Below are 16,464 nucleotides of genomic sequence, written 5' to 3'. Positions count from 1 at the left end.
ACGTCAGCTTCCCGTGGGGGACGGCGAGAAGATGTCATCGCCAGGGGGGGTGAGGCCATTGTTCGCAGTTTCGCCGACCCCAAGAACCTCGAAGTCCGGCGTCTGCCACTGCTGCTTCGCCACCTGCGTCTCCGCAGCCAGATCCGTGCCCTTGATGTCGGTCATATGGTGCGCCTCTAATATGCAAACCGGTCGGTGTCCAAGTTGTCCAATTCAGCTTTGCCCGAACCGATGCCCGCGATCAACCTAGCACGATCACGCAAAAGGATGTATGGGCGCCCGCCCGAGCGGCAACCCATGGCAAAAAGGACGATCAAGGCTGTGACCAGTCCGACGAGCCCGATCTATCGGCGCCAACCGAATGTCTTGAGCGCGGTGGTCAACGACGAATTGGTGATGATGAGCGTTCAGACGGGTCGGTATTTCAACCTGAATATGGTTGGTGCGCATATCTGGCGCCTGCTCGACTCTCCGCAGAGCCTCGACGCGATGGTGGCAATACTCACCGAAACATATGATGCGCCCGAAGCCGCGATCCGTGCGGAGGTGCTGGCCTTTCTGACACGACTGGAGCGGCAGGACATGGTTTCGTCGATCGGCGACGACGCAGGTTGATGCACCACCGGATCAGGCGGATTTGCCCAGATACCAACAATTGATGGCGAAACGGGACTGAGCGAACGCCCCGCCGGGGCACGACACAGGCCGAACCTCATGCGGTGCCCAAGCTGGGAATAGCAACAAGCGATCGTTTTGCGGCGCGACATCTACATGGGTGCTGCCATGCTCGACCGCGCGCAACGAATGGAGCCTCAATTCGCCACCGCTGAATGCGCGGGGCATGGCATGGAAATAATAGACGCCGGTCAGCACGCGATCGACGCCGGACGCGGTGCTGGCCACAAACGTGTCGATGTGCCGGTGGTAGAAATCGCCGTCGCCATGCGCTGCCAGCTCCATCGACAGACCTGTCAGCGCAAAGGGCGCAAGCCCCAGGCGTGACAGCACGGCTGGCAGCACGCTGCGAAACCGGTCTTCCAACGTGTCGTGCAACGCTCCGAAATCCTGCGTGGTCCGGGAACTGCGGATAGTCTTGCGAACCGCCTTGCCAGCGTTCCTGCCGACGGTCGCGTCGGTGAAGACTGATTCCCGTTCCAGCACGAACTCAAGGAGTTGCGCAGCCAGATCGGCACCAAATGCAGCGTCAATGAGACAATATGGGGGCAGCGCCGAAAAGGCTGTCAGCGTGCTGGACTTCATGTCCTGAACATCGGATTCAATGCCATTCGAGGGCCGACCATACTAGTCGGTCCGGATGCCACGTATCAATGCGCAAACAGCCTACGCCGCTCTTATGCGGGAATCCGGCCATCAATGAACTGTGTCTGGTCGTCCGTTAAACGCCGCCCGCCGGACGAAACCAACCATTCCGCTCACGGCCCAAAACCTGATATCCGCAAAGAGAGAAGCCTCTCCGAAATCCGGGGCGCCCATCCTCCATCCAATAACGGTCCCGATGCGACGCGGAGCCCCTACCCCTGGCCCCTCCCCCGAAGGGGCGGGGGAATGGATTGCCCGTTCCGCGGCGGCGCGGGATCAGAGGATCTCGCGGACCTTTTCGGGTGGGCGGCCGAGGCGGACGCCCTTGGGGGTTTCGACCAGCGGGCGTTCGATCAGGATCGGGTCGGCGGCCATCGCGTCGAGGATCGCGTCGTCGCTTGCGCCCTTGAGCGCCCTGGCGCCGTCCTCGGCCTTGCGCAGGCCATCGGCGGCGGTCATCCCGGCCTTCGCGTAGAGGCCGGCGAGCCGGGCGCGGCTCGGGGGGGTCTTGAGATATTCGATCAGCTCGACCTCGACGCCCGCGGTCGCCTCGAGGATCGCGAGCGTCTCGCGCGACTTGGAGCAGCGCGGGTTGTGCCAGATGGTCGCCTTCATGCCTGTTCTCCATGGGTGCCGGGTTGCCGGGAAGGATGGCCCTTCATCTGTGCGTCATTCCGGCGAAAGCCGGAATCTCCCTGACCTGGGGCTGCGGGGCAGGCGCATCTCCCGGAAAGAGAAGAGAGATCCCGGCTTTCGCCAGGATGACGGTCGGTGATTTTCGGACACGACCGCTTATGCAAAGATCCCGCGAAAGTTGGAATCCATGCTTGCTTTCCCGCCCGATGTCATCCGGGAGAGGAGGGACATGGACCCCAGCCTTCGCTGGGGTGACGTAAACAGGGGGAAGGCGATCGCCGCTCAGGCGTCGTCCTTGCCCGCCAGCCATTGTTCGAGCCACTTGATGGTATAGTCGCCCTTCTGGAAGTCGGGCTCGTCGAGCAGCGCCTGGTGGAGCGGGATGGTCGTCTTGACGCCTTCGACCACGAACTCCTCGAGCGCGCGGCGCAGGCGGCGCAGGCAGCCCTCGCGGTCGCGGCCGTAGACGATCAGCTTGGCGATCATCGAATCGTAATAAGGCGGGATGCGATAACCGGCATAGATGCCGCTATCGACGCGGACATGCATGCCGCCGGGGGCGTGGAACGCCTTCACCGTGCCGGGGCTGGGCATGAAGGTCCGCCAGTCCTCGGCATTGATCCGGCATTCGATCGCATGGCCGCGGAACTCGAGGTCCTCCTGCGCGACCGACAGCGGCTTGCCCTCGGCGATGCGGATCTGCTCGCGGACGAGGTCGAGGCCGGTGATCGCCTCGGTCACCGGATGCTCCACCTGCAGGCGGGTGTTCATCTCGATGAAGTAGAACTCGCCATTCTCGTAGAGGAACTCGATCGTGCCGGCGCCGCGATAGCCCATGTCGGCCATCGCGCGGGCGACGATCGCGCCCATCTCGTTCCGCTGGGCATGGCTGATGACGGGGGAGGGGGCCTCCTCCAGCACCTTCTGGTGGCGGCGCTGGAGCGAGCAGTCGCGCTCGCCGACATGGATGGCGTTGCCCTTGCCGTCGCCGAACACCTGGAACTCGATATGGCGCGGGTCGGAGAGATATTTCTCCATATAGACGGTGCCGTCGCCGAACGCCGCCTTCGCCTCCGAGCTGGCCTGCGCCATCGCGGTCTCGAGCTGGTTCTCCTCGGGCACGACCTTCATGCCGCGCCCGCCGCCGCCCGAGGCGGCCTTGATCAGCACCGGATAGCCGATCTGCGCCGCGATCTGCTTGGCTTCCTCGATCGAGCTGAGCGGACCCGGCGAGCCCGGGACGAGCGGCAGGCCGAGCTTCGCGGCGGTGGTCTTCGCCTCGATCTTGTCGCCCATCGTCCGGATATGCTCGGGCTTCGGACCGATCCAGATCAGGTTGTGCGATTCGACGATCTCGGCGAACAGCGCGTTTTCCGAGAGGAAGCCGTAGCCGGGATGGATCGCGTCGGCGCCCGAAATCTCGGCCGCGGCGATGATGCTCGGGATGTTGAGATAGCTGTCGGTCGCCGGCGGCGGGCCGATGCACACCGACTGGTCGGCCAGGCGGACATGCATCGCATCGGCATCGGCGGTCGAATGGACCGCGACCGTCTGGATGCCCATCTCGTGGCAGGCACGGTGGATGCGCAGCGCGATCTCGCCGCGATTGGCGATCAGGACCTTGCTTATCGCCACGCCGGCTTACTCGACGACCAGGAGCGGCTGGTCATATTCCACCGGCTGGCCGTTCTCTACCAGCAGCGCCCTGACCGTGCCCGCGCGCGGAGCCGAAATGGCGTTCATCACCTTCATCGCCTCGACGATCAGCAGCGTCTGGCCGGCGGAGACCTTGTCGCCCGGGGCGACGAAATGCTTGCCGCCCGGTTCGGACGACAGATAGACGGTGCCCACCATCGGCGACTTGACCGTGCCGGGATGGTCGGCCTCGGCAGCGGCGGGCGCGGAGACCGGCGCGGCGGCGGCAGGGGTGGCCGCGGCGGGCAGCGCCATCGCGGGCGCGGCGCCCACCATCACGTTGCGCGCGACCTTGATCCGCCGTTCGCCGTCCTGCACCTCGATCTCGGTCAGGTTGGTTTCGTCCAGCAGCTCGGCAAGCTGGCGAACCAGTTCGGGATCGACCTGCATTGCTTTCCCCTGGTTTTGATCGGCCATCGGTTGCTCTTCTGTTGTTGCGTCGTTCATTGCGTGGCGCCCGCCATTGTCAGATGCGGGCGGCGGCGTCCAGCGCCAGCATGTAGGATTGCGCGCCGAATCCCATGATCGAGCCCTTCGCCGCCCGGCCGACATAGCTGACATGACGGAAGGATTCGCGCGCGTGCGGGTTGGACAGGTGGACCTCGATCACCGGGATCGAGACGCCCTTGATCGCGTCGTGGAGGGCGATCGACGTATGGGTATAGGCACCCGGATTGATCAGCACCGCCTTCGCGCCCGAGGCGTCGGCCTCCTGGATCCAGTCGACCAGATGCCCTTCGTGGTTCGACTGGCGCATGTCGATCTCCAGCCCCAGTTCGAGGGCCCGGTCCTCCAGCATGCCGGCGATGTCGTCGAGCGTGGTCGTGCCGTAGACGTCGGGCTCGCGGGTGCCGAGCAGGTTGAGATTGGGGCCGTTGAGGACGAAGATGACCGGACGATCCGCCACGCGGCAAGCCTTTCCGTTGCGATGGTGCGACCCGGCCCCCTATATGGCCAGCCGACGCAAAGCGAAAGCGCATATGGCGATGCGCATTGGAGACCCCATGACCAATCCCGACGGCACGATCCAGGTCCGCATCAACGGCGAGCATCGCCGGATCATCGGCGGCATGACGATCGCCGATCTCGCGCTCGAGCTGGGGCTGGAACCCACCAAGGTCGCGGTCGAGCGCAACCTGGAGGTCGTGCCGCGCTCCACGCTGGGGCAGGTGCTCCTCGAAGACGGGGACGACCTGGAAATCGTGCATTTCGTCGGCGGCGGCGATCACAAGGTCGCGGTGGACGACGACAGCTGGACGGTGGCGGGGCACAGCTTCCGGTCGCGGCTGATCGTGGGCACCGGCAAGTACAAGGACTTCGCGCAGAACGCCGCGGCGGTCGAGGCGTCGGGGGCGGAGATCGTCACCGTCGCCGTCCGCCGGGTCAACGTCGCCGATCCCAAGGCGCCGATGCTGACCGACTATATCGACCCGAAGAAGATCACCTACCTGCCCAACACCGCGGGTTGCTACACCGGCGAGGAGGCGATCCGCACGCTGCGCCTGGCGCGCGAGGCGGGCGGCTGGGACCTCGTCAAGCTCGAGGTGCTGGGCGAGGCGAAGACGCTCTATCCCGACATGGTCGAGACGCTGCGCGCGACCGAGATCCTGGCCAAGGAAGGCTTCAAGCCGATGGTCTACTGCGTCGACGATCCGATCGCGGCCAAGCGGCTGGAGGATGTCGGCGCGGTCGCGATCATGCCGCTCGGCGCGCCGATCGGCTCGGGGCTGGGCATCCAGAACCGGGTGACGATCCGCCTGATCGTCGAGGGCACCAGCCTGCCGGTGCTGGTCGATGCCGGCGTCGGCACCGCCTCGGAAGCGTCGGCGGCGATGGAGCTGGGCTGCGCGGGGGTGCTGATGAACACCGCGATCGCCGAGGCGAAGAACCCGGTGATGATGGCGCGGTCGATGAAGCTCGCGGTCGAGAGCGGCCGCCTGGCCTATCGCGCGGGCCGGATGGGGCGGCGGATGTACGCCGATCCGTCGAGCCCGCTGGCGGGGCTGATCTAAGCCCCGACCGCAAGGCCCGGGGCGGCGCTGCTCTCGTTCAGACCCGTGCCGGTTCGGATCGGAGCGGGCCGGGGCCATGGCCGCCTTGCCTGCCGGCGAGGACGTCGCGGATATTGCAGATGATCGGGGCGATGCCGGGTTCCTTCTTCGCCCGGTACATCTGGCGGTCGGCCGCCTCGAGGACGTCCTCGAGACTGGCGAACTGCTGTGCGTCGATGGCGACCGCGCCGGTGCTGATCCCGATCTTCCACGGCCGTTCGCGGCACAGCGTGCGCACGGCGTCGCGGAAGGCGCTGATCAGCTGCAGCGCGGTCTCATGGTCGGTGTCGGGCATCAGGATCACGAATTCGTCGCCGGCGATGCGGCAGATCGAATCGCGATCGCGCAGCACCCGTTCGAGGCAGGTGGCGACGTCGCTCAGGCAGCGGTCCCCCTCGGCATGGCCGAAGCGGTCGTTAACCGCCTTGAACCCGTCGAGGTCGAGATAGGCGATCACGCTTTCGCCGGGCATCGCCCCGAACAGGCTGCCGAAATGTTCGGTCAGCCAGCGCCGGTTGGGCAGGCCGGTCAAGGGATCGTGCAGGGCGCGTTCCTCGGCGGTCTTGCGGCGGGTGATGTCCTCGATCACGGCGACGAAGAATTCGGGCACGCCCAGCGCGTCGCGGACGAGCGAGACCGTCAGGTTGACCCAGACGATCTGCCGGTCGGCGCGCACATAGCGCTTCTCCATGACGTAGGACACGATCTCCCCCGTGACGAGCCGGTGGACATTGTCGAGATCGCTGTCGAGATCGTCGGCATGGGTGATCTGCTGGAACCCGCCATGTATCAGCGCCTCGCGCGAATGGCCGACGATCCCGCAGAAGCGGTCGTTGACCAGCAGGAAGTCGCCGTCGGGCGCGACATGGGCGATGCCCACCGCCGCCTGGTCGAACGTCGCCTTGAAGCGCGTGGCCATCCGGTCGAGCTGGCTGTGCGCGTCGCGACGCTCCATCCGGGCGAGGCCGGTCGTGATCAGTCCCGCCAGCAGCTGGGCGATCAGCAGGTCCTGCTCGTCGAAGGCGGCGGTGCGCGGCCCGTAGAGCTTGAGCGCGCCGATCACCGCACCTTCGTAGGCGATCGGCGCCAGCAGGATTGCCGCGATGCCGACCGCGCGGCAGGCCGCGGCGTCGACATGGGGGTCATCCTGCGTGTCCGGGCAATATTGCGGGCGGCCGGTCAGCACACATTGCTCGAAAAGCGTGCCCGCGAAGCTCTCCCGCAGTCCGATGAACGGGGCGGCCATGCCGCTGCCGGCGCGATACTCTCCCTCGTTCGCGTCGCGCATCTCGACCAGTGCGCCGCCGGCATGGGGAATGACGCGCAGCGCGCCTTCGACGATCAGGTCCATGACCTGGTCGATGTCCCCCGACGTGGTCGCGATCGCGGACTGTACCCCGAGAAGCTCCTTGGACCAGTGCGCGTGGGAAGAAGGCCGCGTCATGAGACGAGCTCCGGCTAGATGATCTCCCCCGTCCCCGACTATTGGCGGAATCGGATCGGATGGAAAGACATATTCCCGCCGCCGCCCGGTCCGGCATGTCGCGCAAATGGCAGGACCCGACGAATATGTTCCGTCAATGTTCCGATTCTGCTATCGACCGGCCGTGAAGCGCGGAGCCGGTCCGCGCGCAGGAGATGTGTCGTGCCGAAGATCGACATGGATGCCGTGCCGCTCAGCGGCGGCTGCACCTATCCCCATCCGTTCAGGGAGATCTGCCTCGGGGCCGTCTGGCACAAGCTCGGCGACGCCGCCGGGCTCACCGATTTCGGGATCAACCTCGTCCGCCTGCCGCCGGGCAAATGGTCCAGCCAGCGGCATTGGCACAGCGAGGAGGACGAGTTCGTCATGGTGATCGAGGGCGAGGTCGTGGCGGTCGAGGACGATGGCGACCATGTCCTGCGCGCCGGCGATTGCATCGGCTGGAAGGCCGGGGAGACCAACGCCCATTGTCTGCAGAACCGGGGCGACCGCGACGCCGTCTATCTGGAGATCGGATCGCGGCGGCCGCAGACCGACGCCTGCCATTATCCCGACATCGACATGGACGCGCGGCCGGGCGAGCCCTTCTACCGGCACCTCGACGGGACGCCCTATCCGCCGGCGTGACGGGGCAGGAATCTATTCGGCGGCGAGGGCGAGATCCTCGCTACGGCCTTCGACGATGACCGTCAGATGCTCGACCCGCGGCGGGTTCTGGAAATAGGACCCGCACAGCCCGCGCCATTCGGAGAAGGCGTCCGAGTTGCGGAACTCGATCATATGGTCCTCGATCGTCTCCCATTCGACGAACATGCGGTAGCGGCTGGGCTGTTCCATCGAACGGTGGAGGCGGAAGGCGATGCAGCCTTTCGAGCGCAGGAACAGGTCCTTGGCGAGCACCGCCGCCTGCTCGAACGCCTGTTCGCAGCCCGGCTTGATGTCGATTTCCGCCAATTCCTTGATCATTCCCGTCTCCTGTGGGGTGGTGATTGGCCAAAGCTTGGCCGAAGGTCAACGCCCCGAAAGCATAGGTGGCTCCATGCGCCCCTACATTGCCATGCGGTTGTGGCAATAATGGCGCGCATTTTCGCGTATATTGCTGCAATGCAACATAAAATTGGCGATGGAGGCGCCGCCGGAGGGCGGCTCGTCGCGGCCGACAGGCGCTGGACCGATCCCGTTGAAGGGCAAGGACAATGATGGCCGAAGGCGTCGCGCCGGCGATCCTTCGCCCCGCGGAATATTTTTGCCGCCGGGGAGACTTCCGGCGCCGCGCCGGATGGTGCATGGCATGGGGCGAGCAGCCGTCGGGGGTTCGGGCGTTCGCCGTCCGAGCTGCTATGGCTGCCGTCCCTCCTGTCTGCTGGTTCGATCCCTGCCGTGAATCCCGACCCATCTCCGAAGTCCGATCCGAAGCCCGGCCCCAAGCCCGATCCGCGTGCGGCGCGCGAGCCGCAGGTCTCGACCGTCGTCCAGATCGAACATGGCCTTGTCATCGCCGCCGTCGTGCTGGTCGCGGTCCTGATCGCGTTCGTCGCGGCGGGCGGCTTCTACCTGCGCCGCGCGGCCCAGGATGCGCCGAGGCCGGGCGCGGAACGGCTGTCGGTCGACCTCAGCCGCATCGGTATCAGCAAGGCCGGGCCGCGCCGCATCGACTATGGCCGTCTCGACCGCCGCATGAAGATGCTCGCGGCCGAGAAGTCGGTGGTCGGCGTCGCGATCGTGACGATCGAGAATGGCGAGATCAGCTTCGCCAAGGGCTATGGGGTGACGACCGACGGCGCCGAGGGCAAGCCGGTCGACGCGCACACCGTGTTCCGCTGGGCATCGGTGTCCAAGGGCGTGGCGGCGACGCTGCTCACGAAGATGGCCGAAGAGAAGAAGCTGTCGCTGCGCGACCCGGTGTCGCGCTGGGCGCCCTCGCTCAAGCTGCCCGAGAATGCGCAGGACGTCGCGACGATCGACAATCTCCTGTCGCAGAGCCTGGGCATCTGGAAGAACGCCTATGACCGGGACCTCGAGGACGGCCGCGATCCCAAGGAGATCCGCGGCCGTCTCAACCAGATCCCGCTGCTCTGCCCGCCGGGCAAATGCTACAGCTACCAGAACATCGCCTATGACGCGGCGAGCGAGGCGGCCGAGCATGCCGGCCACAAGAGCTATGCCGCGCTCGTCCAGCAGGAACTGTTCGGGCCGCTCGGCATGCAGTCGGCGACGACGACCCGCGAGGGGCTGGAATCTTCGCCCAGCTGGGCCCGCCCGCACAGCGGGCGGCGCGAGCTGAAGGTCGCAGACGCCTATTACCGGACGCCGGCGGCGGGCGGGATCAACTCCTCGATCATCGACCTCGGCATCTGGATGCGCGCGCAGATGGGCGGCGCGCCGCGCGTCGTGTCGAAGCAGGTGCTGCGCGAGGTCCACAGCCCGCGCATCCGCACCTTCTCGATCCATCGTCAGCGTGAGCTCGACCAGTCGCTCAAGGAGGCGTCCTACGGGCTGGGCTGGCGGATCTGGCATTATCAGGGCCGGCAGGTGATCGGCCATCGCGGCGCCGTCGACGGCTATCGCTCGCTGATCCTGTTCGATCCGCTGCTGAAGGCCGGCGTCGGCATGCTGTGGAACTCGACCGCGGTCGAGCCGACCGGCATGCAGCTGGAGGTGATGGACATGCTTTACAACCAGCCGTTCAAGGACTGGATGGAGCTGGAGAAATAGGCCGGCACCGACCTGTCTCCATCGCAGCGGAAGACGGGAGATTGAGGTTTTCGCCGACATGACGGTGAGAGGGGCACAAGCCCAGCTTTCATCCCGCCTTCTCACTCTGCTTTGACTTTGCCGACACGTTGGGTAGAGCGGCGGCCATGTCCAGCAAGCCCCGCACCCTGTACGAGAAGATCTGGGACGCGCATGTCGTCGAACGTCGCGACGACGGCACCTGCCTGATCTACATCGACCGCCACCTCGTCCACGAGGTCACCAGCCCGCAGGCCTTCGAGGCGCTGCGCGTCGCCGGCCGCAAGCTGCGGCGGCCCGACCTCACCCTCGCGGTGCCGGACCACAATCTTCCGACGACCGCGCGCCGCGACGCGGAGGGCAGGCGCCTGCCGATCGCCGACGTGGAATCGGCCGGGCAGCTGGCCGCGCTCGAGCGCAACGCGCCCGAGTTCGGAGTGCCCTATATCGACGCGGTCGCCCCCGAGCAGGGCATCGTCCATGTCGTGGGACCCGAACAGGGCTTCTCGCAGCCCGGCACGACGATCGTCTGCGGCGACAGCCATACCGCGGCGCATGGCGGCCTCGGCGCGCTGGCCTTCGGCATCGGCACGTCGGAGATCGAGCATGTCATGGCGACGCAGACGCTGCTGCTCGCTCCGTCGAAGACGATGGAAGTGCGGGTCGACGGCACGCTGGGCCAGGGCGTCTCGCCCAAGGACGTCATCCTCCATATCATCGGCGTGATCGGCGCGGCCGGGGGCACCGGCTATGTCATCGAATATACCGGCAACGTCTTCCGCGAGATGTCGGTCGAGGGACGGCTGACCGTCTGCAACATGTCGATCGAGGGCGGCGCCCGCGCCGGCCTGATCGCACCCGACGAGAAGACCTTCGCCTATGTGCACGGCCGGCCGATGGCGCCGGCGGGTGCCGAATGGGACAAGGCCGTCGCCTGGTGGAAGACTCTGCCGACCGATCCGGGCGCCAGCTACGACAAGGTGGTGACCATCGACGCCGCCGATATCGCGCCGTGCCTGACCTGGGGCACCAGCCCCGAGGATATCGTCCCGATCACCGGCGTCGTGCCCGACCCGAAGAGCTTCGCCGATCCGTCGAAGCAGGTCGCCGCGCAGAAGTCGCTCGACTATATGGGCCTGGCCCCGGGCACCCGGATGCAGGACGTCGCGGTCGACAATATCTTCATCGGCAGCTGCACCAACAGCCGCATCGAGGACCTGCGTGCCGCCGCGGCGGTGGTGAAAGGCCGCAAGGTCGCCGCGAACGTCCGGCAGGCGCTGATCGTGCCGGGCTCCGGCCTGGTCAAGCGGCAGGCGGAGGAGGAAGGGCTCGACCGGATCTTCGTCGAGGCCGGCTTCGAATGGCGCGAGCCGGGCTGCTCGATGTGCCTGGCGATGAACCCGGACAAGGTGCCGCCCGGGGAACGCTGCGCCTCGACCTCGAACCGCAACTTCGTCGGCCGGCAGGGCCCCGGCGCGCGCACCCATCTCGTCTCGCCGGCGATGGCGGCGGCGGCGGCGGTGACCGGCCATCTGACCGACGTGCGCGAACTGGAGCCGGCGGCATGAAGCGGCTGATCGCCCTGACGGCGGCCCTGCTGATGGGATCCGCGGCGCAGGCGGCGCCGGGCACGGTCGACAAGCTGTGGCGGCTCGACTGCGGCCATTTCCGCGTCAACCAGCTCAACATATTCTCGGACACCCAGGCCTATGGCGGGCAGACCCGCGACCTGGTCGGCAGCTGCTACCTGATCAAGGACGGCGACGCCTATATGCTGTGGGACACGGGCGTGCCCGCCGCGATGATCGGCGCGAAGACCGACACGACCCAGCCGATCAGTCCCTCGCTGAACCGGACGATCGTCGATCAGCTTGCCGAACTCGGCATCAAGCCCCAGCAGATCGGGCTGATCGGCATCAGCCATTATCATTTCGACCATACCGGCCAGGCGGCCAGTTTCCCGAAGGCGAAGCTGGTCATCGGCGCGGGCGACCTGAAGGCCGCGCGCGCCGACAAGGACGGCATCGGCAAGCCGATCGCGCCCTGGCTGGGCGAGGGCGCCAAGGTCGAGGCGGTCGAGGGCGACAAGGACCTGTTCGGCGACGGCAGCGTGGTGATGGTCAGCCTGCCCGGCCACACCCCCGGCCATCACGGCCTGCTCGTGCGCCTGCCCAAGACCGGAGCGGTGCTGCTGTCGGGCGACGTCGCCCATTTCCACGAGAATCTGGACAGCGACGGCATCCCGACCTTCAACACCGACCGCGCCGATTCGCTGGCCGCGATGGATCGCTTCCGCAAGCTCGGCGCGTCGCTGAAGGCGGTGTCGGTCCTCCAGCACGACCCGCGCGACGTCGGCAAGCTGCCCGCTTTTCCGCAAGGAGCCGAATGATGAAGCCGATCCGCGAGATCGAAGGCCGCGCCTTCCCGCTCGGCCTGAAGAATGTCGATACCGACGTGATCATCCCGGCGGTCTATCTGAAGACGATCACCCGCAAGGGCCTCGGCCGCGGTGCGTTCGAGACGATCCGCGCGCAGCCGGGTAACGTCTTCGACGATCCCGAATATGCGGGCGCGAACATCCTTGTCGCGGGCGACAATTTCGGCTGCGGGTCGAGCCGCGAGCACGCCGCCTGGGCGCTCGGCGACCTCGGCATCGACGCGGTGATCGCGCCGAGCTTCTCCGACATCTTCTCGGGCAACGCCTTCAAGAACGGCATCCTCACGGTCGTCCTGCCGCAGGCGGCGGTCGACCGGCTGCTCGAGGTCGTCAAGACGCATCCGATCAGCATCGACCTGGAGAGCCAGACGGTCACCACGCCCTTCCAGGACCGCTTCCGCTTCGAGATCGATCCGTTCCGCAAGCATTGCCTGCTCAACGGGCTCGACGAGGTCGGGATGACCCTGGAGCGCGGCCCGGCCATCGCCGCCTTCGAAAGCCGGATGACCGCGGAGCGGCCGTGGCTTTGATCGCGCATCTTCCACGTCTGCGCTGTTGCGCAGGCCGACGGCGATGCCTATCTGAAATCCACTCTACCGGCGGACAGGGGATATAATGACGACCTTCGACGATCGCGAACAGGCCTTCGAGAACAAGTTCGCCCACGATCAGGAGATGGCGTTCCGCATCACCGCGCGCCGCAACCGCCTGGTCGGTCAATGGGCGGCGGGGCTGATGAAGCTCACCGCCGAGGAAACCGACAGCTATTCGAAGTCGGTCGTCCAGGCCGATTTCGAGGAAGCGGGCGACGAGGACGTTATCCGCAAGCTGCTCGGCGACCTGACCTCGGCCGGCGTCGACATCGACGACGCGCGCATCCGCGCCGCGCTCGAGGCGAAGACGGTCGAGGCGCGCCGCCAGCTGATGGAAGGCAAGTAAGCCATGCCGATGGCCGCCACCGACATCGAGGCGATGATCAAGGCCGCGCTGCCCGATGCGCGGGTCGAGATCACCGACCTTGCCGGCGACGGCGATCATTATGCCGCGCGCGTGGTGAGCGAGAGCTTTCGCGGGCTGAACCGGGTCAAGCAGCAGCGGCTGGTCTATGATGCTTTGGGCGGACGGATGGGTGGGGTGCTGCACGCGCTCCAGCTGTCGACCGCGACGCCCGATTGAGGAGCCAAGAGATGAGTGACGACGTTCAGGCGCGCATTGCGACCGCGGTCAATTCCGCCGGCGTTCTGCTGTTCATGAAGGGCACGCCGCTCTTCCCGCAGTGCGGCTTCTCCAGCCGCGCGATCGCGATCCTCGACCATCTCGGCGTCGAATATGCGACAGTCGACGTGCTCCAGGATCCGGGTATCCGCGCCGGCATCAAGGAATTCTCCGACTGGCCGACCATCCCGCAGCTCTATGTGAAGGGCGAATTCGTCGGGGGATCGGACATCATGATGGAGATGTACGAGGCCGGCGAGCTGCTCGACCTGCTCGAACAGAGCGGTATCGCCCACGCCTGACGGCGGCGGGTGGGCCGTCTCCTCGCCTTCGTCCTGACCGTGAGCATGGCCGGCGCGGCCCTGGCCCAGCCTGTCGTCATCGCCCATCGCGGCGCGTCGGGCGAGCGCCCCGAGCATACGCTCGCCGCCTACAGGCGCGCGATCGAGCAGGGCGCCGATTTCATCGAGCCCGACCTGGTGATGACGAAGGACGATGTCCTCGTCATCCGCCACGAGAACAACATCGCCGACACGACCGACGTCGCCGATCATCCCGAGTTCGCCGATCGTCGCACCAGCAAGACGATCGACGGCCATGAGACGGTCGGCTGGTTCACCGAGGACTTCACCCTCGCCGAACTGAAGACGCTGCACGCGCGCGAGCGGCTGCCGCAGATCCGCCCCGCCAATGCCGGCTGGCTGGAGGAGCGGATAGCGTCCTTCGACGAGGCGCTGGCGCTGGTCCGCGCGACGCCGCGCCGGCTGGGCATCTATCCCGAGACCAAGCATCCGTCCTATTTCCAGTCGATCGGCAAGCCGATGGAGAGGGCGGTCGTCGACGCGCTGGCCCGCGCCGGCTTCACCCGCGCCGACGATCCGGTGTTCATCCAGTCCTTCGAGGTGACGAACCTGAAGGCGCTGCGCGGCATGACGAAGCTGCGCCTCGTCCAGCTGATCGACGGCGAGGCGCCGCCCTACGACCAGGTCGCGGCGGGCACCGGCATGACGATCGCGGACATGGTCAGCCCGCCGGGCCTGAGGGCGATCGCCGGCTATGCCGATGCGATCGGGCCCTACAAGCTGCTGATCGAGCCGCGCGACGCCGCCGGGCAGGCGCGGGCGCCGACGACGCTGGTCGGGGATGCCCGCGCCGCCGGGTTGCTTGTCCACAGCTGGACCTTCCGCAGCGAGAACATCTTCCTGCCCGCCGGCGACCGGATCGGCGAGGACCAGGCGGCGCGGGGCGATGCGGCGGCCGAATATGCCCGGTTCCTGGGCTATGGCGTCGACGGGTTGTTCAGCGACTTCCCCGGCGAGGCGGTCAAGGCGCGCGCGGCGTTCCTGGCTAAGGCCGGGGCGGGAGCGCTTCGCTGACGGAGGGTGAGCGGCGAAAGAGGTTCCTCCACCGCAACGGCAGGAACGCCGCCGGTCGCCCGCCCGTTCTGATGGCTCCCCGCTACAGGAGCATCCCATGACCGATATCGCCAGCGCCCGCGTCCTGATCATCGCCACCGACGGCTTCGAGCAATCCGAGCTGTTCGAACCGCGCCAGGCGCTGCTCGACAAGGGCGCGCAGGTGACGCTCGCCTCGAACAAGAGCGACCCGATCCAGGGCATGAAGCATCAGGAAAAGGGCGACACGATCCGCCCCGACGCCTCGATCCACGACATCGATCCCGGCGACTATGACGCGCTGGTCATCCCCGGCGGCGTCGCCAATCCCGATACGATGCGGATGGAGGAGGATGCGCTGAGGATCGTCCGCGACTTCTTCGCGCAGGGCAAGCCGGTCGCCGCGATCTGCCACGGCCCGTGGCTGCTGGCCGAGGCCGACGTCGTCGCGGGCCGCAAGCTGACGAGCTGGCCGTCGATCCGCACCGACCTGCAGAATGCCGGCGCCAATGTCGTCGACGAGCAGGTCGTCGTCGACCGCAACCTGATCACCAGCCGGAAGCCCGACGATATCCCCGCCTTCAACAGCGCGCTGATCGAGGCGATCGAGGCCGCCTGATCATTCCAGCTCGCCGGCGACCCGCTCGAGCACGGCGCGCGGGTCGTCGGCGATCACGTCGCCGTGACTGACCACGATCCGGGCCAGCCCCGGTTCGGCGGCCCAGGCGCGGAAGGCGGACACGACGGCCTTCGTATCCTTGACGAAGAGGCGCTTGCCCAGCCAGGGCATCTTCGGCCGGTCGACGCCGAACCCCATGAGGCGGGCCATGACAAGCGCGCCCAGCCCGTGCGGATGACGGACATTGGCGAGGATGTCGTTCACCACCAGCGTGACCCGATCGCCGCGGCGGATCAGCAGCGCGGCTTCCTTGCCGCCGAATCCGGGTACCGTTTCGAAGCGGACCAAGGGATCGTCGAGGATGTCGTGGGTTGCATCGACCGGTACGACCTCCGCCACCGCGTCGCGCGCGCCCGGCGAACACAGGATCGCCGCGTCGGGATAGCGCCGCTTCCATGCCACGATATCGAGGCGATGGGCGACACCGGGCACGATCAGGACGGCAGGCGCGCCGAGCGCCTCGATCTCCTCCATCTCCGCTTCGCGCAACGGGATCGCGCTCCATATCGCCGATCGCCCGCCGCCCAGCGCCACCACCACCATCCGGCGCGGGAAATTGCCCAGCGGCATGCGGATTTCGCCCGCGACCGTGACCAGGCCTTCATCGATCCTTTCCACCGGGCCGTGCGGACCGACCGTCCATTGCGCGTTGACCTTGGGCATGATGCGTCCTCTCTTCGATCGTCGAAACCCGTGACTACGCATGTTCGATCCGCTCCAGCCCTTGCCAGACGGGCGGCGGACGGGCGAGTCCCCGGCGGTGGAGGTAGACCGGTTCGTATCCGGCCCTTCACATCGGGGCTTGCCGATGCCACATGGAC

The 16,464-nt window shown here is 66.9% G+C and carries 21 protein-coding genes; 12 read left to right on the top strand and 9 right to left on the bottom strand.

Annotation, left to right across the window (positions count from 1 at the left end; genetic code table 11):
- Nucleotides 1–3 precede the first annotated feature (3 nt).
- Nucleotides 4–165 (bottom strand): hypothetical protein, encoded by a 162-nt coding sequence (locus ASE22_RS26670; protein WP_156397326.1) that lies wholly within the window; start codon nucleotides 163–165, stop codon nucleotides 4–6.
- A 66-nt stretch (nucleotides 166–231) separates the two neighbouring features.
- On the opposite strand from ASE22_RS26670, the gene ASE22_RS04630 reads away from it, so the two are divergent.
- Entirely contained in the window at nucleotides 232–615 is a 384-nt protein-coding gene (locus ASE22_RS04630; protein ID WP_200933234.1) for a PqqD family protein, read from the top strand.
- 12 nt (nucleotides 616–627) lie between these two features.
- Here ASE22_RS04630 and ASE22_RS04625 read toward each other — a convergent pair whose 3' ends face one another.
- The 5 genes from ASE22_RS04625 to aroQ all read right to left on the bottom strand — a co-directional run bounded on the left by ASE22_RS04625 (nucleotide 628) and on the right by aroQ (nucleotide 4,558).
- Nucleotides 628–1,260 carry a 2OG-Fe(II) oxygenase gene (locus tag ASE22_RS04625; protein WP_056355592.1) on the bottom strand — a complete coding sequence of 211 codons (633 nt, stop codon included), beginning with the start codon at nucleotides 1,258–1,260 and terminating at the stop codon, nucleotides 628–630.
- Nucleotides 1,261–1,596: 336 nt separating this feature from the next.
- Nucleotides 1,597–1,935, bottom strand: a complete 339-nt coding sequence (gene arsC, locus ASE22_RS04620; protein ID WP_056355589.1) for an arsenate reductase (glutaredoxin) — start codon at nucleotides 1,933–1,935, stop codon at nucleotides 1,597–1,599.
- A gap of 303 nt (nucleotides 1,936–2,238) precedes the next feature.
- The gene (accC, locus tag ASE22_RS04615) at nucleotides 2,239–3,591 is read right to left on the bottom strand and encodes an acetyl-CoA carboxylase biotin carboxylase subunit (protein WP_056355586.1); all 1,353 of its coding nucleotides are present in this window, start codon (nucleotides 3,589–3,591) and stop codon (nucleotides 2,239–2,241) included.
- A gap of 6 nt (nucleotides 3,592–3,597) precedes the next feature.
- Nucleotides 3,598–4,068 carry an acetyl-CoA carboxylase biotin carboxyl carrier protein gene (gene accB, locus ASE22_RS04610; RefSeq protein WP_056355583.1) on the bottom strand — a complete coding sequence of 157 codons (471 nt, stop codon included), beginning with the start codon at nucleotides 4,066–4,068 and terminating at the stop codon, nucleotides 3,598–3,600.
- A 49-nt stretch (nucleotides 4,069–4,117) separates the two neighbouring features.
- Nucleotides 4,118–4,558 (bottom strand): type II 3-dehydroquinate dehydratase, encoded by a 441-nt coding sequence (gene aroQ, locus ASE22_RS04605; protein WP_056355579.1) that lies wholly within the window; start codon nucleotides 4,556–4,558, stop codon nucleotides 4,118–4,120.
- A gap of 97 nt (nucleotides 4,559–4,655) precedes the next feature.
- Here aroQ and thiS point away from each other — a divergent pair, with 97 nt between their 5' ends.
- Nucleotides 4,656–5,663, top strand: a complete 1,008-nt coding sequence (gene thiS / locus ASE22_RS04600; protein ID WP_082545678.1) for a sulfur carrier protein ThiS — start codon at nucleotides 4,656–4,658, stop codon at nucleotides 5,661–5,663.
- Nucleotides 5,664–5,700: 37 nt separating this feature from the next.
- On the opposite strand, the gene ASE22_RS04595 is transcribed toward thiS, so the two are convergent.
- On the bottom strand, nucleotides 5,701–7,146 hold the full coding sequence (locus ASE22_RS04595) for a sensor domain-containing diguanylate cyclase (protein WP_056355575.1): 1,446 nt from the start codon (nucleotides 7,144–7,146) through the stop codon (nucleotides 5,701–5,703).
- 201 nt (nucleotides 7,147–7,347) lie between these two features.
- Here ASE22_RS04595 and ASE22_RS04590 point away from each other — a divergent pair, with 201 nt between their 5' ends.
- A complete protein-coding gene (locus ASE22_RS04590; protein WP_056355572.1) occupies nucleotides 7,348–7,812 on the top strand; it encodes a cupin domain-containing protein in 465 nt (154 codons plus the stop codon).
- 12 nt (nucleotides 7,813–7,824) lie between these two features.
- On the opposite strand, the gene ASE22_RS04585 is transcribed toward ASE22_RS04590, so the two are convergent.
- Nucleotides 7,825–8,151 carry an antibiotic biosynthesis monooxygenase family protein gene (locus ASE22_RS04585; RefSeq protein WP_056355570.1) on the bottom strand — a complete coding sequence of 109 codons (327 nt, stop codon included), beginning with the start codon at nucleotides 8,149–8,151 and terminating at the stop codon, nucleotides 7,825–7,827.
- A 414-nt stretch (nucleotides 8,152–8,565) separates the two neighbouring features.
- Between ASE22_RS04585 and ASE22_RS04580 the strand changes: the two genes are divergently transcribed.
- The 9 genes from ASE22_RS04580 (at nucleotide 8,566) to ASE22_RS04540 (ending at nucleotide 15,583) form a co-directional block, all read left to right on the top strand.
- Entirely contained in the window at nucleotides 8,566–9,900 is a 1,335-nt protein-coding gene (locus ASE22_RS04580; protein ID WP_056355565.1) for a serine hydrolase domain-containing protein, read from the top strand.
- Nucleotides 9,901–10,046: 146 nt separating this feature from the next.
- Entirely contained in the window at nucleotides 10,047–11,486 is a 1,440-nt protein-coding gene (gene leuC / locus ASE22_RS04575) for a 3-isopropylmalate dehydratase large subunit (protein ID WP_056355562.1), read from the top strand.
- The gene (locus ASE22_RS04570; RefSeq protein WP_056355558.1) at nucleotides 11,483–12,307 is read left to right on the top strand and encodes an N-acyl homoserine lactonase family protein; all 825 of its coding nucleotides are present in this window, start codon (nucleotides 11,483–11,485) and stop codon (nucleotides 12,305–12,307) included. The genes leuC and ASE22_RS04570 overlap by 4 nt, the downstream gene beginning before the upstream one ends.
- A complete protein-coding gene (gene leuD / locus ASE22_RS04565; protein ID WP_056355554.1) occupies nucleotides 12,307–12,885 on the top strand; it encodes a 3-isopropylmalate dehydratase small subunit in 579 nt (192 codons plus the stop codon). Before ASE22_RS04570 ends, leuD begins: the two co-directional genes overlap by 1 nt.
- An 85-nt stretch (nucleotides 12,886–12,970) precedes the next feature.
- Nucleotides 12,971–13,294, top strand: a complete 324-nt coding sequence (locus ASE22_RS04560; RefSeq protein WP_056355551.1) for a DUF1476 domain-containing protein — start codon at nucleotides 12,971–12,973, stop codon at nucleotides 13,292–13,294.
- Between the two features lie 3 nt (nucleotides 13,295–13,297).
- Nucleotides 13,298–13,531, top strand: a complete 234-nt coding sequence (locus ASE22_RS04555; protein WP_056355550.1) for a BolA family protein — start codon at nucleotides 13,298–13,300, stop codon at nucleotides 13,529–13,531.
- Nucleotides 13,532–13,542: 11 nt separating this feature from the next.
- Entirely contained in the window at nucleotides 13,543–13,872 is a 330-nt protein-coding gene (gene grxD / locus ASE22_RS04550; protein ID WP_056355547.1) for a Grx4 family monothiol glutaredoxin, read from the top strand.
- Between the two features lie 45 nt (nucleotides 13,873–13,917).
- Complete coding sequence (locus tag ASE22_RS04545; RefSeq protein ID WP_056356323.1) at nucleotides 13,918–14,946, top strand: glycerophosphodiester phosphodiesterase; 1,029 nt, start codon at nucleotides 13,918–13,920, stop codon at nucleotides 14,944–14,946.
- Nucleotides 14,947–15,043: 97 nt separating this feature from the next.
- The gene (locus tag ASE22_RS04540) at nucleotides 15,044–15,583 is read left to right on the top strand and encodes a type 1 glutamine amidotransferase domain-containing protein (protein WP_056355544.1); all 540 of its coding nucleotides are present in this window, start codon (nucleotides 15,044–15,046) and stop codon (nucleotides 15,581–15,583) included.
- Here ASE22_RS04540 and ASE22_RS04535 read toward each other — a convergent pair whose 3' ends face one another.
- Nucleotides 15,584–16,306: a hypothetical protein gene (locus ASE22_RS04535; protein ID WP_056355542.1), complete on the bottom strand. Its 723-nt coding sequence runs from the start codon at nucleotides 16,304–16,306 to the stop codon at nucleotides 15,584–15,586. It lies immediately after the preceding gene.
- Between the last annotated feature and the right edge of the window lie 158 nt (nucleotides 16,307–16,464).

The sequence above is a fragment of the Sphingomonas sp. Root720 genome (assembly GCF_001428605.1).
Taxonomy (GTDB): domain Bacteria; phylum Pseudomonadota; class Alphaproteobacteria; order Sphingomonadales; family Sphingomonadaceae; genus Rhizorhabdus.
This window is presented reverse-complemented; position numbering and strand designations above follow the sequence as displayed.